This window comes from Streptomyces sp. MMG1121 (assembly GCF_001280015.1).
In the GTDB taxonomy this organism is placed as follows: domain Bacteria; phylum Actinomycetota; class Actinomycetes; order Streptomycetales; family Streptomycetaceae; genus Streptomyces.
Window position 1 is genome coordinate 21,275 of sequence record NZ_LGDV01000218.1, and the last position, 13,715, is coordinate 34,989.

The 13,715-nt window shown below is 70.9% G+C and carries 13 protein-coding genes; 4 read left to right on the forward strand and 9 right to left on the reverse strand.

Annotated elements, in window-relative coordinates; genetic code table 11:
- The first annotated feature begins 51 nt into the window (after positions 1-51).
- Together ADK64_RS32010 and ADK64_RS32015 are read left to right on the forward strand one after the other, a co-directional pair.
- The gene (locus ADK64_RS32010) at positions 52-873 is read left to right on the forward strand and encodes a YceI family protein (RefSeq protein WP_053664783.1); all 822 of its coding nucleotides are present in this window, start codon (positions 52-54) and stop codon (positions 871-873) included.
- A 49-nt stretch (positions 874-922) separates the two neighbouring features.
- Positions 923-1,396: a PPOX class F420-dependent oxidoreductase gene (locus ADK64_RS32015; RefSeq protein WP_053664785.1), complete on the forward strand. Its 474-nt coding sequence runs from the start codon at positions 923-925 to the stop codon at positions 1,394-1,396.
- 8 nt (positions 1,397-1,404) lie between these two features.
- On the opposite strand, the gene ADK64_RS32020 is transcribed toward ADK64_RS32015, so the two are convergent.
- The 9 genes from ADK64_RS32020 to ADK64_RS32060 form a co-directional block, all read right to left on the reverse strand.
- On the reverse strand, positions 1,405-2,160 hold the full coding sequence (locus tag ADK64_RS32020; protein WP_053664788.1) for a TetR/AcrR family transcriptional regulator: 756 nt from the start codon (positions 2,158-2,160) through the stop codon (positions 1,405-1,407).
- Between the two features lie 64 nt (positions 2,161-2,224).
- Positions 2,225-3,610 carry an MFS transporter gene (locus ADK64_RS32025; protein WP_199829763.1) on the reverse strand — a complete coding sequence of 462 codons (1,386 nt, stop codon included), beginning with the start codon at positions 3,608-3,610 and terminating at the stop codon, positions 2,225-2,227.
- A gap of 69 nt (positions 3,611-3,679) precedes the next feature.
- Positions 3,680-5,932, reverse strand: coding sequence for a glycosyltransferase family 39 protein (locus tag ADK64_RS32030; protein WP_078992966.1), 2,253 nt, complete (start codon positions 5,930-5,932; stop codon positions 3,680-3,682).
- Positions 5,929-7,425, reverse strand: a complete 1,497-nt coding sequence (locus ADK64_RS32035) for a bifunctional glycosyltransferase family 2/GtrA family protein (protein ID WP_053664792.1) — start codon at positions 7,423-7,425, stop codon at positions 5,929-5,931. Before ADK64_RS32035 ends, ADK64_RS32030 begins: the two co-directional genes overlap by 4 nt.
- 14 nt (positions 7,426-7,439) lie before the next feature.
- Positions 7,440-9,098, reverse strand: coding sequence for a sensor histidine kinase (locus tag ADK64_RS32040; protein ID WP_078992967.1), 1,659 nt, complete (start codon positions 9,096-9,098; stop codon positions 7,440-7,442).
- Positions 9,095-9,835, reverse strand: a complete 741-nt coding sequence (locus tag ADK64_RS32045) for a response regulator transcription factor (protein WP_053664794.1) — start codon at positions 9,833-9,835, stop codon at positions 9,095-9,097. The genes ADK64_RS32040 and ADK64_RS32045 overlap by 4 nt, the downstream gene beginning before the upstream one ends.
- 100 nt (positions 9,836-9,935) lie before the next feature.
- The gene (locus ADK64_RS32050) at positions 9,936-10,337 is read right to left on the reverse strand and encodes an antibiotic biosynthesis monooxygenase family protein (RefSeq protein ID WP_053664796.1); all 402 of its coding nucleotides are present in this window, start codon (positions 10,335-10,337) and stop codon (positions 9,936-9,938) included.
- Positions 10,338-10,436: 99 nt separating this feature from the next.
- Positions 10,437-11,309 (reverse strand): DUF2797 domain-containing protein, encoded by an 873-nt coding sequence (locus ADK64_RS32055; protein WP_078992968.1) that lies wholly within the window; start codon positions 11,307-11,309, stop codon positions 10,437-10,439.
- A 171-nt stretch (positions 11,310-11,480) separates the two neighbouring features.
- Positions 11,481-11,831, reverse strand: coding sequence for an HGxxPAAW family protein (locus tag ADK64_RS32060; protein ID WP_053664800.1), 351 nt, complete (start codon positions 11,829-11,831; stop codon positions 11,481-11,483).
- An 83-nt stretch (positions 11,832-11,914) separates the two neighbouring features.
- Here ADK64_RS32060 and ADK64_RS32065 point away from each other — a divergent pair, with 83 nt between their 5' ends.
- A complete protein-coding gene (locus tag ADK64_RS32065) occupies positions 11,915-12,406 on the forward strand; it encodes a MarR family winged helix-turn-helix transcriptional regulator (RefSeq protein ID WP_053664802.1) in 492 nt (163 codons plus the stop codon).
- Positions 12,407-12,641: 235 nt separating this feature from the next.
- Positions 12,642-13,676 carry a sphingomyelin phosphodiesterase gene (locus ADK64_RS32070; protein ID WP_053664804.1) on the forward strand — a complete coding sequence of 345 codons (1,035 nt, stop codon included), beginning with the start codon at positions 12,642-12,644 and terminating at the stop codon, positions 13,674-13,676.
- Positions 13,677-13,715: the final 39 nt, after the last annotated feature.

Genomic DNA, 13,715 nt, shown 5'->3' on the forward strand with positions numbered 1-13,715 from the left:
CGGGCCGGTTCGTTGAGACCATTTTGTAAGGCTTTGCAGGGAGAAAACGGGATGGGACTGACCGCGAAGATCCGCACGCGTGACGGGTGGGCCGTGTCGCACGCGGTCGTCACGGTGACCGACATGACCGGTGCGCAGGTGCTGCGCGCCGAGACGGATGCCGAGGGGGCCGTACGGGACACCACCGAGCTGGCTCCGGGGGCGTACACGGTCATCGTGACAGCCGTGGGATACGCACCCGCCGCCTCCTCCGCGATCGTCACCGCGAGCGGCCGGGCCGAGGTCGGCACGGTGACACTGACCCGGCAGGGCGGCACCGAGCTGCCGCCGCCCGGCCCCTGGACGATCGACCCGGTGCACTCCTCCGTGGCCGCGGTCGCCCAGCACCTGGGCATCTCCAGCGTGCACGGCCGGTTCACGGAGTTCGGCGGCACGATCGAGATCGCGCCCGACGACGTCGCCAAGTCCCGCGTGGAGGCGGTGATCAAGGCCGCGTCCGTCGACACGGGCAACGGCATGCGCGACACGCACCTGAAGTCCGCGGACTTCCTGGACGTAGAGCGGCATCCGGAGATCACCTACCGGTCCACCGGTCTGACGCTGGCCGGCTCCGACCGCTGGACCGTCCAGGGCGAGCTGTCCATGCACGGGGTGGTACGACCCGTCGACCTGGACCTGGCGTACCTGGGCACCGGCGCGGACCCGTGGGGCGGCACGCGGGCGGCGTTCCGCGCGACGGCCGAGCTGCGCCGCGAGGACTTCGCGATGAACTACAACCAGGTGCTCCAGGCCGGTATCGCCGCCATCGGCACGACCCTGAAGGTCGAGCTGGACATCCAGGCGGTGCAGGGCGACTCGCTGCCCCAGGCGTAGGCACAGCAGGGTCAGCCACCGGGGCACGAGTTGCCCCTAGGCTGCCCCCATGGCACCGAACATCGCTACCAACACCCGTGTATCGCTGGACGAGCTGCTGGACTTCGTACGGCCCCGCCATCGCGCCCTGCTCATCACGCGGCGCGCCGATGGCGGGCCGCAGGCCTCCCCGCTGACCTGCGGGGTCGACGACGCGGGACGGATCGTCGTCTCGACCTACCCGGAGCGGGCCAAGACCCGCAACGCCAAGCGGGACACGCGGGTGGCCCTGCTCGTGCTGAGCGACGAGTGGAACGGCCCCTGGGTGCAGATCGACGGCACGGCCGAGGTCATCGACACCCCCGACTCCGTGGAACCGCTGGTCGAGTACTACCGCAACATCGCCGGTGAACATCCCGACTGGGACGAATACCGGGCGGCGATGGTCAAGCAGGGCAAGTCCATCATCCGGGTGACACCCGAGCGGTGGGGCCCGATCGCCACCGGGGGGTTTCCGGCGCGGCTGGTGGCGGACGAGGGGTAGCGGCGGCGTCAGCCGCGTTCGACCATCGCCTCGATGCCCGCCACCAGCAGGTCCAGGGCGTAGCTGAAGTCCCGGTTCAGGATCTCGGCGACCGTGTCGCCGCCGCGGGCCTCCATGATCTCCTTGGCGTCCCGGAGGTAGTGGGCGGCCCGGGCGTCCTGCTGGACCGAGTCCAGGACCTGTTGGTGGTAGGCGTCCGGGGTCAGACCGGAGTCCGCGATCCGGGACATGAACGTGGCCTCGACCGTGCCGTAGCCGTACACGAACTGGAAGACGGCCGAGACGGCGCTCATCAGCCGGTGGGCCGGCAGCCCGGTGCTGCGGATGACGCGCTGCACGGTGCGTGAGAAGGCCAGCGACCGGGGGCCGATGTTGAGATACCGGCCCTCCAGCGGGGACAGCCAGGGGTGGCGCACGAGGAGGGACCGGTACTCCGCCGCGAGCGACCGCAGCTGCTCCCGCCAGTCGGCGTCGTCCTCGGCGGTGGGCAGCAGCAGCTCGCCGTAGGCCGCGTCCAGGGCGAGTTCGAGCAGATGGTCCTTGGTGTCGACGTACCAGTACAGGGACATCGCGGTGACGTTCAGCTCGGCCGCCAGCCGCCGCATGGAGAACTTCGCCAGCCCCTCGGCGTCCAGCAGCCGCACGGACACCGCGGTGATCCGCTCCCGGTCGAGCCCGGAGGGCTGGCCACTGCGCCCACTGCGCGGGGCCTTCTCCTCGAGCCAGACGCTGTCCCGCGCCGACCGCGCAGATTCCTTCACCATCGGCGCATCCTCCCGAAACTCCGGACAAGTGGTCCAACCTTAGGGGCGCGGGCCCGCCGAACCCCTAGGCGGCCACCCGCTCGGCCCTGCGCAGCAGCCCCGCCGCCACGAACCCCCCGACCAGCACGGCGACCGCCCCCACCAACTGACCGGCGCCGAGACCGGCGGACAGCGACCCTCCCGCGGCGACCGAAGAGCTGAGCACGGCACCGAGAACGGCCACCCCCAGTCCGTTGCCGAACTCGGCGAGCGTGCCGTTGATCCCGGCCCCCGCCCCCGCCTTCTCCGGAGGGATCGCGCTCATGATGGCGTGGGCCATGGCCGGGTTGGCTATCGCGCACCCGGCACCGATGAGCAGAAGGCCCAGCAGCGTGCCGGCGTAGCCGTCGGTGTCGATCTCGGCGATGGTCACCAGGCCCGCCGACATCAGCACCATGCCGAGCGCGATCGACACCGGCGTGCCCATCTTCGTGGACCACTTCGCCGCGATACCGGTGAAGTTGAGCACCACCACGGTCAGCGCCAGCGGAGCGGTCCGCACTCCGGCCTCCAACGGCCCGTAGCCGAGCACGAACTGCAGATGCTGGGTGAGCAGGAACAGCGAGCCGGTCATGCCGAAGGCGATGAGCACGGCCCCGGCGACCGCACCCGTGAACCGCCGGTTCCGGAAGAAGTGGAGGTCGAGCATCGGCTCGTCCACCCGGCTCTCCCACCAGGCGAAGGCCCCGAGAACGAGCACCGCCACGGCCGCCGTGACGAGCACCCGCGCCGACGTCCAGCCGTGGTGGGGGCCGGAGATGATCGCGAAGACGACCGCCGCCATGCCGATGGTGGACAGCAGCGCGCCGAACAGGTCCGGACGCTCGCCCCGTGGGTTCTTCGACTCCGGTACGAGCGCCACGACCGCGACCAGGGCCAGCGCCGCCACCGGGATGTTGATCAGGAACATCGAGCCCCACCAGAAGTGGCCCAGCAGGAAGCCGCCGATCAGCGGACCGGTCGCGAAGCCCAGCGCGTTGACCGCGGCCCAGATGCCGATCGCCTTCTGCTGCTCCTCGGGCGGGAAGATCTGCATCGCCACCGCCAGCGTGGTGGTCACCAGCAGCGCGCCGCCTATGCCCATGCCGGCCCGGGCGGCGATCAACTGGCCGGTGGAGTGGGCGAGTCCGGCCGCGAGCGAGCCGATGCCGAACAGCACGAGACCGGCCATCAGCATCTTCTTGCGGCCGTAGCGGTCGGCGGCGCTGCCCGCGGTGAGCAGCAGACCGGACTGCACCAGGGAGTAGGCGTTGATCATCCACTGGATGTCCGAGGTGGCCGCGTGCAGCTCACGGGTCAGCGAGGGGACGGCCACGTTCAGGACGGTGTTGTCGAGCAGCACGGTGAGCTGTGCCAGACAGATGACGCCGAGGATCAGCCACCGCTGGGGGTGGCCTTGGGAGCTGGACATGCTGTACACCGTATAGCTGTCGCTATACGGTGTACAACACGATGCCGGTGCGGCCGGGCGGCCGTTCGGTCAGCCGCTCTTCTTCTGCGTGAGGTCGTAGAAGGTGGCCGAACCGACCGTCACCTTCTTGAAGTTGCTCTGGACCCACGAGCTGATCCGGGACGCCGCACCGCTGCTGCTGCCGCCCCCGCCGCCGAAGCCGCCGCCCGCGATGAAGTAGTGGATCTTCCCGTCCGCCACGTACTTCTTGAACTGCGCGAGCGTCGGGGACGGGTCGGTGCCGTTGAAGCCGCCGATCGCCATCACCGGGTCACCGGTGGCGAGCTGGTAGCTGGCCGCGTTCTGGGATCCGATGGACGCGGCGACCCAGGTGTACCGGGACGCGTTCTTCTCCAGCAGCTCCTTGGCCGCGGAGGTGACGTTCGCGCCGTTCAGCAGGCCGCCGGCGCCACCGCCGCCGCCCATGCCGCCCTCGCCCGCCCTGCCGCCGCCGGGGAAGCCGTTGCCGTTCTGCTGGTTCTGGCCGGTCCGGCCGTTCCGGCCCGGCGTGCCGCCGCCGAAGCCACCGCCCGGGCCGCCGTTCCCGTTCCGGCCCTGGCCCTGCGTGTTCCCGGTGCCGTTCCGCCCCGGCTGGTTCTGGCCGTTCTGGCCGTTCTGGCCGGGCATCCCGCCGCCGAAGCCGCCGCCCTTGCCGCCGCCCGGGCCGCCACCGCCGCCGAAGCCCATCATGCTCGCGCCCGCCGGACCCGCCGTCGGGATGGAGCCGGTGTGCGCGGAGTCCACCGTGCTGAGCGTGTACGCCGTCGGACCGGCGAGCGCGGCCACCAGGCCCACCGCCGCCGCCCCGAGGGCGAGCCGCCGGGGGATCCGGCCGGCGAAGACCAGGCCCAGCGCTGCCGCCAGACCGCCGATCAGCACCAGCCACTTCAGCCAGGGAAGGTAGGTGGAGGTGCGGTTGAGCAGGACGTAACCCCAGGCCGCGGCCGCGACCACGGAGGCGGCGAGGGTGATCGACGCCCACAGCTCCCGCCGCTTCTCCCACAGCAGCCCGGCGCCCATGCCGGTCACGGCCGCGAGGTAGGGGGCGAGGGCCACCGTGTAGTACTGGTGGAAGATGCCCGCCATGTAGCTGAAGACCACCAGGGTGCTCAGCAGCGACCCACCCCACACCAGGAACGAGGCCCGGGTGACGGACGTCCGCTTGAGCGTGGGGGTCCCCCCGCTCGAGCGAAGCCGAGAGTGGGGGAGGGTGGCCACCAGGCCCGCGACCAGCAGGATCAGCGCGGCCGGGAGCAGCCAGGAGATCTGGCTGCCGATCTCGGAGTTGAACATCCGGTCCCACCCGGTCTCGCCCCACTGGCCGGTCCCGCCCGCGCCACCGCCGCCGCCGACACTGCCGGTCTCGTCACCGTTGATCCGGCCGAGGCCGTTGTAGCCGAAGGTCAGCTCCAGGAAGCTGTTGTTCTGCGAACCGCCGATGTAGGGGCGGGACGAGGCCGGCCACAGCTCGACGACCGCGACCCACCAGCCGCCGGAGACGACCAGCGCGACGGCGGCGAGGGCCAGTTGGCCGAGCCGCTTCCGCAGCTTCACCGGACCGCAGACGGCGTAGACGATCGCCAGCGGCGGCAGGATCAGGAACGCCTGGAGCGTCTTGGCGAGGAAGGCGAAGCCGATCGCCGCCCCGGCCCACACCAGCCACCTCGTCCGGCCGTCCTCCACCGCCCGTACGACGAAGTAGCAGGCCAGCGCCATCAGCAGGGCCAGCATCGCGTCCGGGTTGTTGAACCGGAACATCAGCGCGGCGACGGGGGTGAGCGCGAGCACCGCGCCCGCGACCAGACCCGCCACCGGGCTGAACCGGCGCCGTACGCCCGCGTACACGACGGCCACCGCGCCCACGCCCATCAGCACCTCGGGCGTGAGGATCGCCCACGAGTTCAGGCCGAAGATCCGGACCGACAGCTCCATGGGCCACAGGAAGGCCGACGGCTTGTCGACGGTGATGGCGTTGCCCGCGTCCAGCGAGCCGAAGAAGAACGCCTTCCAGGACTTGCTGCCCGCCTGTACGGCCGCCGAGTAGAAGGAGTTGGAGTAGCCGGAGGCGCTGAGGTCGTACAGATAGAGCAGGAGGGTGGCGGCCAGCAGGCCGAGGAAGGCCGGGCGTGCCCAGCGCGGGTCCTCGGGCCGGCCGCGCCACACTCTGCGGACGAACGGCTGCCTGGGCGCGTCGGCCGCCGGGTGCGGGGGAGCGGTCGTGGGCGGTCCCCACGTCGCCGTACCGCTGTGCTCGCTGGTCGACGCTTCGTACCGGGTGGTCATCGGGGGTCCCTCGGATCGGTGTCGTGAGGGCGCACCGGCTGCAGTCGCATGGTGGCGTCCCTCCAGCTGCCGTCCGCGGCTTCACCGGCGCGGACCTGGGTGGTCGGGTGCGGAACCGCACGCTGCGGCAGCGGCGCGTACGGAGCGGTCGGGTACGCAGCGGTCGTGCCGTACGGCGATGTCGTGCTCGTGCCGTGGACCGGCGGGGCCGGGGTGTGGGCGGCGACCACGGTCGACGCACAGGTGTCGGACTCACCGCGGTCCGGGAAGACCCAGGCGCGGAAGAGCAGGAAACGCAGCACGGTCGCGGCGAGGTTGGCGGCGATGAGCACCGCCAGCTCGGTGGAGTGCGCCGGGCTGGAACCGGCCGCGTCGAGGGCGGCCAGGGAGCCGCTGGTCAGGACGAGACCGATGCCGAAGACGACCAGGCCCTGCGCCTGGTGCCGTACGGCGCCGCCCCGGCCGCGCACCCCGAAGGTGAGCCGGCGGTTGGCGGCCGTGTTGGCGACCGCCGAGACCAGCAGGGCGAGCGCGTTGGCGGTCTGGGAGCCGGAGAACTGCCGGAAGAGGCTGTAGAGGACCAGGTAGAAGAGGGTCGACAGGGCGCCGACCACACAGAATCCGACGAGCTGACGGGCAAGTCCCGTGGGCACGTTGGTCAGGTCGCGGTCGCGCGGGTCGTCGCCGAAGGGCCGGGTGAGGCGGTCCAGCGACAGCGAACCGGTGGCCAGGGCCTTGCCGACCCGCCAGACGCCCTTGAGGTCGTCGGTCGCGGTCCTCACGATGTGCACGGTGGAGTCGGGGTCGTCCACCCAGTCGACCGGCACCTCGTGGATCCGCAGCCCGGCCCGCTCGGCGAGCACCAGCATCTCGGTGTCGAAGAACCAGCCGGTGTCCTCCACCAGCGGCAGCAGGACCTGGGCCACATCGCGCCGGATCGCCTTGAAGCCGCACTGCGCGTCCGAGAAGCGGGCCTGCAGCGAGCCGCGCAGGATCATGTTGTAGGCACGGCTGATGAACTCCCGCTTGGGGCCACGCACGACGCGCGAGGTGCGGGCGAGCCGGGAGCCGATGGCAAGGTCCGAGTGGCCGGAGATCAGCGGGGCGACCAGCGGCAGCAGGGCGTTGAGGTCGGTGGACAGGTCGACGTCCATGTAGGCGAGGATCGGCGCGTTCGACGCCGACCACACGGTCCTCAGGGCCCGGCCGCGCCCCTTCTGCTCCAGCCGGAAGTTGGTGACCTCGGGGATCTCCTGCTCCAGCCACGCGGCCACCTGAGGAGTGGTGTCCGTGGACGCGTTGTCCGCGATGGTGATGCGGAACGCGTACGGGAAGGTACGCGTGAGGTGCTCGTGCAGTCTGCGGACGCACGGCTGGAGGTCCTTCTCCTCGTTGTAGACGGGGATCACTACGTCCAGGACAGGCGTACCGGCGGCTGCGGCCGGGAGGTGCTCCCGCGCCGGCAGGGTGCCGGGAGAAGAGTCGGTTCGCATGCGAACGACTCTCGTCAAACCCCCTGTTGCACCGATGTGGTGGCACTGTGCTGTGCCTGTGAGTGCGATTGCCGGTCCGTTTCGGGGGCCGGCCGGCGGACGGCCGGGGCAAGCGCGGGCAGATGCACGGTGAACACGGTCCGCCCGGGAACGCTGTCGACGGTCACGGCGCCGCCGTGCGCGGTCGCGACGGCCTGCACGATGGCGAGCCCGAGCCCGGTCGACCCGGTGGAGCGCGAGCGCGCGGAGTCGCCGCGCGCGAACCGCTCGAAGACGTGCGGCAGCAACTCGGGGGGAATCCCCTGCCCGTTGTCCTCGACGTCGACGCACATCCACGGCCCGCGCCGCTGCACGCGCGCGGTGACGGTCGTACCGGGTGGCGTGTGCTTGCGGGCGTTGCCCAGCAGGTTGACGAGCACCTGCTGGATGCGGGCCGCGTCGGCGGACACCGTGGCGGGTTCATCGGGCAGCTCGAGCCGCCAGTTGTGCTCCATGCCGGCCGCGCGGGAGTCGCTGACGGTGTCCACGACGAGCGGAATGAGATCGGTCTGCCCGAACTGCAGGGGCCGTCCGGCATCCAGCCGGGCGAGCAGGAGGAGATCCTCGACGAGGAGGGTCATCCGGCCCGCCTCGGACTCGATCCGGCCCAGCGCATGCCGGGTGTCGGGCCCGACCTGCTCGCGCCCGCGCCGGGTCAGCTCGGCATACCCGCGGATGGAGGCGAGCGGCGTGCGCAGCTCATGACTGGCGTCCGCGACGAACTGCCGTACCCGCATCTCGCTCTGCTGCCGGGCGTGCAGGGCGCCGTGCACATGGTCGAGCATCCGGTTGAGCGCGGCACCGACCTGGCCGACCTCGGTGTGCGGGTCGGTCTCCGACTCGGGGACGCGCTCGCTGAGGTTCACCTCGCCGGAGTGCAACGGGAGTTCGGAGACACGGGTGGCGGTGTTGGCGACCTTGCGCAGGGGGCGGGTGGCGACGCCGACGATGACGGTCCCGGCGAGGGTGGCGGCGATGAGGCCGGCGACGGTGACGCTGACTTCGACGAGGATCAGGGTGTCGATGTTGTCGTCGATGTCCTTGGTCGGCAGCGCGATGTAGAAGACGTCGCTGCTGTCCTGGCTCGTCACGTACTTGACGAGGTAGTCCCCGAGCCCCGGGATCTCCACGCTGTGGGCCTTGTTGTCCTTCGAGACGGCGTTCAGCGCCTTCTTCTGCGCGGCGCTGAGATCGCCGGCCCGCATCCGCTTGAAGAGGCCGTAGTCGTCGTTCTGCTGCTGGGCGACGGCGGCGGAGACGATCGAGCCGTTCTTCACGTACGCGGCGACGGTGTTGGGCTGGGTCGGGCCCTTGGTGAGCAGGGTGACGACCTTGTCGCTCGGTGTGGCGGTGGCCGACTCCGCGGGGTCCGGATTCCGCGGGCCCCCACCCGGGTTCGCCCCGCCCGGAGCCAGCATGTGACCGACCGCCCGCGCGGCGGTCTCGTTCACCTTGCCTTCCAGCTGGTCGTACAGGTGCAAGCGCAGCGCGAGTGTGGTGACCGTGCCGATCACCGCGCACACCACCGCGATCAGCACCACCGACGCGACGACGAGCCGGGTCCGCAGGGTGCGCGGCTGGCCCACTCGTCGCTTCTGCCGCCCCCGCGGATCCGTCCGCCGTCGCCCGCTCATGACACGGCAGGCTTGATCAGATAACCGGCCCCACGCCGCGTGTGGATCATCGGCTCGCGCCCGGCGTCGATCTTCCGCCGCAGGTAGGAGATGTAGAGCTCGACGACATTGGCCTGCCCGCCGAAGTCGTACGACCACACGCGGTCCAGGATCTGCGCCTTGCTGAGCACGCGCCGCGGATTGCGCATGAGGAAGCGCAGCAGCTCGAACTCGGTGGCGGTGAGATGGATGTTCTCCCCGGCCCGCGACACCTCGTGACTGTCTTCGTCGAGGGTCAGATCCCCCACGACGAGCACGGAGTCGGACCGCCGGTCGGCGGCACCGGACCTGCGGATGAGCCCGCGCAGCCGCGCCACGACCTCCTCCAGGCTGAACGGCTTGGTGACGTAGTCGTCCCCGCCCGCGGTGAGCCCGGCGATACGGTCCTCGACGGCGTCCTTGGCGGTCAGGAAGAGGACCGGCACGTCGGGCAGTTCACGCCGCAGCCGCCCCAGCACGGCGAGCCCGTCCATGTCGGGCAGCATCATGTCGAGCACGACGGCGTCGGGCCGGAACTCCCGGGCCGTCTGTATCGCCCCCTGCCCGTCCCCCGCACTCCTGATCTGCCAGCCCTCGTAACGAAGGGCCATGCTCAGCAGTTCGGTGATCGACAGCTCGTCGTCCACCACAAGCACTCGGACGGGGCTCCCGTCCGGCCTCAGCAGTTCGGTGCGCCCCCGGGGCGAGGTCGTGGTCATGGTGGACACCTTGTCGGGGCCCTCTGAGAAGAGGCTTTCCGCAATCTGTGATTTCCCTGAGAAACACACAGGCACCTCTCAGGCAGCACCTGGGAAGCGCTCACTGCCCCGCGAAGCCGTGCGCCTGCTCGACCTTGGCGATGTGCAGGACGTACTGCTCGAACCACCGGTCCCGGCCGAGCCTCTTGGCGCCGAGGTGCTCGGGGTGCCGCCGCCACCGCTCGATGCCGTCGAGATCCCGGAAGTAGGCGACGCTGATGGCGAGCCCGCCCGGGCTGTGGGCGAAGTCCTCACCGAGGAAGCCGGGGATGTCCCGCACCAGGCGGGAGAGGCGGGCGGCGGTGCGCTGGTAATCGCCGGCGTCTTTGTCGGAATCCTGGCCGGAATCCAGCTCGGAGGCTTTGTCGAAGCGGCGGACGGAGGTGAACACGACCGCGTAGTAAGGGGGTTCATGGGCAGGTACGGGGACGGGGGCGACAGGCTCGCTCGCGTGAACGCTCATGACACCTACGGTCGGCGACGGTGCCCTCGGTCGTCCATGGACCTTGCCGAAAGGGACCCGTCCGGGATCCATCTCTTTACGATCGCGTTCACGATCGCCTCAGAACAGCCCGCCCTGCTCACCCCGGAACTCCCGCACGGGAAAGGTGAGTCCACTGCCACCCGGCTCCCGCGGCGCCAGCTCCCACCCGGCCATCAGCCGGGTGTCGAGCACGACCACCCCGCGCCCTCCGACCGCCAGATGAAGGTCGGGCCCGGCGGCCGCGACCAGCTCCCCGCTCACGGCGCCGCCCGGCACCAGTTCCACGACGTCACCGCACGCGGCCGGCGCCCGGTCGAGCCCGAACGCGGTGACGTGATCGACGATCCGGCACTCGGCGGGCCGCAGCGACTCCGGCCACGTCCGGAGCGCCACGGCCCGCGCATGAAGCTCCCGCACCTCCGCGGCACGCTCGGCCGCGGTCCGGGGCAGCGCCGCCCGCACCGCCCGCTTCTCGGCGTACGGAATCCGGTCCGGCACCCGGAGCGCGGCCCGCAGCAGCTCCTCGGTGCGCCGGGCGGCCATCAGCGGACCGGCGCCGAGCCAGCTGAAACAGACGGCGCCCTGTTCGAGCAGCCGCGCGCTGCCCCGCTCGACGGCGGTGATCCCGACCTTGACCATCCCGGGCCCGAACCACGCGAGATACACCCGATAGGGCCGCGGATCATCGGCGAGGGTGTCGGCGGCCACGGAGTGCGCCCGGTCCAGCCGCGCACACTCCTCGCACCGGCCCCCCGTACTACGCCCCGCCACCACGGCCCGCACCGGACAGGCGTTCCCCCGCGCCCCCGCACACCCGCGCACGCCCCCCTCCGGCACGCCGAAGGCAACCCGCTTCCCCCAGGACAGCCCACTGCGCCGCCCGCCGTCCCACACCAGCACGGGACCTTCCGGCGACCAGCGCAGACCTGAGCACTTCCATCCGTGTGGCATCACTCTTGAGGGTAGGGGGCGGGTCCGACAGCGGGGTGGGGCGGCCGACGGCGGTACCGTGCACATCCGCGCGACCGCCCGGCGGAGGCTCGTTCCGCTCGCGCGTCGGGCATCACCTCCGCCCCCGAAGCCAGAGACGACGATCACCAACCGCCGTGCACACGACGCACGTCACTCGGCAGGTGACAGAGGTGTCGGTTCAGCGGAAACGACCCCAGAGACCCGCGGCACCCCCCGCCCCGCCAGCCGGCAACTGACACACCCGGCATGCCCCCGCCGGGCCTGCGGGTCCCGGACCCGCATCCCCCACTGCCCCCGCGGCCGTACCCCCGGCGGCTTGCCCCAGCCGGACAGGTGCAGGAGCCAGGTCACCAGGACGCTCACGGCCACGACGGCGAGGCCGACCGTGACCACCGGCAGGGAGGCCGTGCACACCCCCAGTCCCGCCACGGCGCCGCCCGCGGTCGCGATGGCGAAGCCGGTCCAGCCGGCGATCGTGTGACCCTCGTCGTACAGACTCATACCGTCACCTCCAGGGACGAGATTCCCTCACGAGCTAAGAAGTTACCTCCACGAATATCTCACGAGCTAAGGGATTGCGAAAGATGCACGGCACGCCGCGACCGCCCGCCACCCCGGCCCGGGCGCTGTCGGCGATGGATCACCTCATCGCCGCCCATGTGATCGGACAGCAGGAGCTGGCCCGGCGGCTGGGCCTGAACGTCACCGACCTGACCTGTTTCGGCTTCGTCCTGGAGGCCGGCGACGATCTGCTGACGGCCGGCGACCTGGCCGCCCGGGCCCACGTCACCACCGGCGCGGTGACCGGCATCCTCAACCGCCTCGAACGCGCGGGCTACGTCACCCGCCGCCCCGACCCCACGGACCGCCGCCGGGTCCGCGTGGCCGCCGTACCGGAAGCCGTCACCCGCGTCGAGGCGGTGTACGTGGGCCACTACAAACGTCTGACGGACCTGTTCTCCGACTACTCCCCCGAGGAGCTGGCGGTGATCACCGACTGGTTCACCCGGGCCACCGACCTGGCGCACGAGTACCTGGAGAAGCTGAACCGGAACGACCCCGACGAGGAGTGCTGAGAGCGCGCTCACGCTGTGCACAGGCCGCGGGCAGCGGGCCTTGAACCGACCCGTTGGATCAGCCCGCCTCCAGGTGAACTTGTACAGACACCTTTTCTCCACGGACCGATCCATCGATGTTCTCTCGGCAGGCCTTTCGGCCGTACCGGCGAGTATCTAGAGTCGCGCTGACATGTACGCGCCCCGCCAACCCGGCACGGGTCGGGGAGTACTTCCACTTCCACCAGGAGAGCGCATGGTCTCGCGTCGTACCGCTACCGCCCTCACCTCCGCGGCGGCAGCCCTGCTGCTCGGCGCCGGCGGCTACACCGCCCCTTCCGCGAGCGCGGCCACCGGCACCAACCTGTCGGTGTTCGCCTGGAACGTCGACCTCGGCACCCCGATTGTCGACAGCACGCAGAACGAGAAGGCGGCCCAGCGCACCCCGACCATCGAGTCGATCATCCGCAAGCACGGCGCGGACGTGGTGGTGCTGGACGAGGACTTCAACAACACCTCGACCGCCGACATCACCGGCAAGCTCGCCGATCTGTACCCGTACCACACCCCGGTCGTCGGCCAGACCTGTTCCGGCGGCGGCTGGACGGGCATCAGCGGCGACTGCTCCAACTCGCCGTTCGTCATCAACGGCGGCACGATGATCCTCTCCAAGTACCCGATCACCGCCCAGTACGCCCACGTCTTCAGCAACTCCACCTACGGCACCTGGGACTACCACGCCAACAAGGGCGCGGCGCTGGCGCAGATCGACAAGAACGGGGTGAAGAGCTGGGTGGTCGGCACCCACCTGCAGGCCGACGAGTCCGACACCTCCACCGACACGACCCAGGCCACCCGCCTCGCCCAGCTCAAGGAGATCCGCTCCTGGGCCGACGGCATCGCCGGCACCAGCGGCCCGGTGCTGATCGGCGGCGACATGAACGTGGAGTACTACGGCGGCCAGTCGCGCGGTGACTACGCCAACGCCCAGAGTGCGGTGAACGGCGTGCTCGGCACCCCCGCCACCGACTCCTCCCAGACCCTGCGGACCATGGACTGCCCGGTCTCCGCCTGGTGCCAGTACATGTCCGGCGTCGAGTCCTTCCCGAAGGACTACCGGGACGACCTCGACTACATCGGCTACCTGAACGCCTCCGGCCGCCCGGTCCCGGCCGCGATGTCCGCCGTCAAGGTCGACTTCGACCCCCAGTCCGGCTGGACCAGCGGCCAGACCGACACCAACGCCCCGAGCGACCACTACCCGGTCGAGACGACCTTCCAGCTGAACTAGCACCCGGAAACGCCGAAGGCCCCGGATCTCTCCGGGGCC

Bases quoted from the DNA above. Each gene is read 5' to 3' on its own strand.
- ADK64_RS32010 (WP_053664783.1), top strand. From the start codon at position 52: ATGGGACTGACCGCGAAGATCCGCACGCGTGACGGGTGGGCCGTGTCG.
- ADK64_RS32015 (WP_053664785.1), top strand. From the start codon at position 923: ATGGCACCGAACATCGCTACCAACACCCGTGTATCGCTGGACGAGCTG.
- ADK64_RS32020 (WP_053664788.1), bottom strand. From the start codon at position 2,160: ATGGTGAAGGAATCTGCGCGGTCGGCGCGGGACAGCGTCTGGCTCGAG.
- ADK64_RS32025 (WP_199829763.1), bottom strand. From the start codon at position 3,610: ATGTCCAGCTCCCAAGGCCACCCCCAGCGGTGGCTGATCCTCGGCGTC.
- ADK64_RS32030 (WP_078992966.1), bottom strand. From the start codon at position 5,932: ATGACCACCCGGTACGAAGCGTCGACCAGCGAGCACAGCGGTACGGCG.
- ADK64_RS32035 (WP_053664792.1), bottom strand. From the start codon at position 7,425: ATGCGAACCGACTCTTCTCCCGGCACCCTGCCGGCGCGGGAGCACCTC.
- ADK64_RS32040 (WP_078992967.1), bottom strand. From the start codon at position 9,098: ATGAGCGGGCGACGGCGGACGGATCCGCGGGGGCGGCAGAAGCGACGA.
- ADK64_RS32045 (WP_053664794.1), bottom strand. From the start codon at position 9,835: ATGACCACGACCTCGCCCCGGGGGCGCACCGAACTGCTGAGGCCGGAC.
- ADK64_RS32050 (WP_053664796.1), bottom strand. From the start codon at position 10,337: ATGAGCGTTCACGCGAGCGAGCCTGTCGCCCCCGTCCCCGTACCTGCC.
- ADK64_RS32055 (WP_078992968.1), bottom strand. From the start codon at position 11,309: ATGCCACACGGATGGAAGTGCTCAGGTCTGCGCTGGTCGCCGGAAGGT.
- ADK64_RS32060 (WP_053664800.1), bottom strand. From the start codon at position 11,831: ATGAGTCTGTACGACGAGGGTCACACGATCGCCGGCTGGACCGGCTTC.
- ADK64_RS32065 (WP_053664802.1), top strand. From the start codon at position 11,915: ATGCACGGCACGCCGCGACCGCCCGCCACCCCGGCCCGGGCGCTGTCG.
- ADK64_RS32070 (WP_053664804.1), top strand. From the start codon at position 12,642: ATGGTCTCGCGTCGTACCGCTACCGCCCTCACCTCCGCGGCGGCAGCC.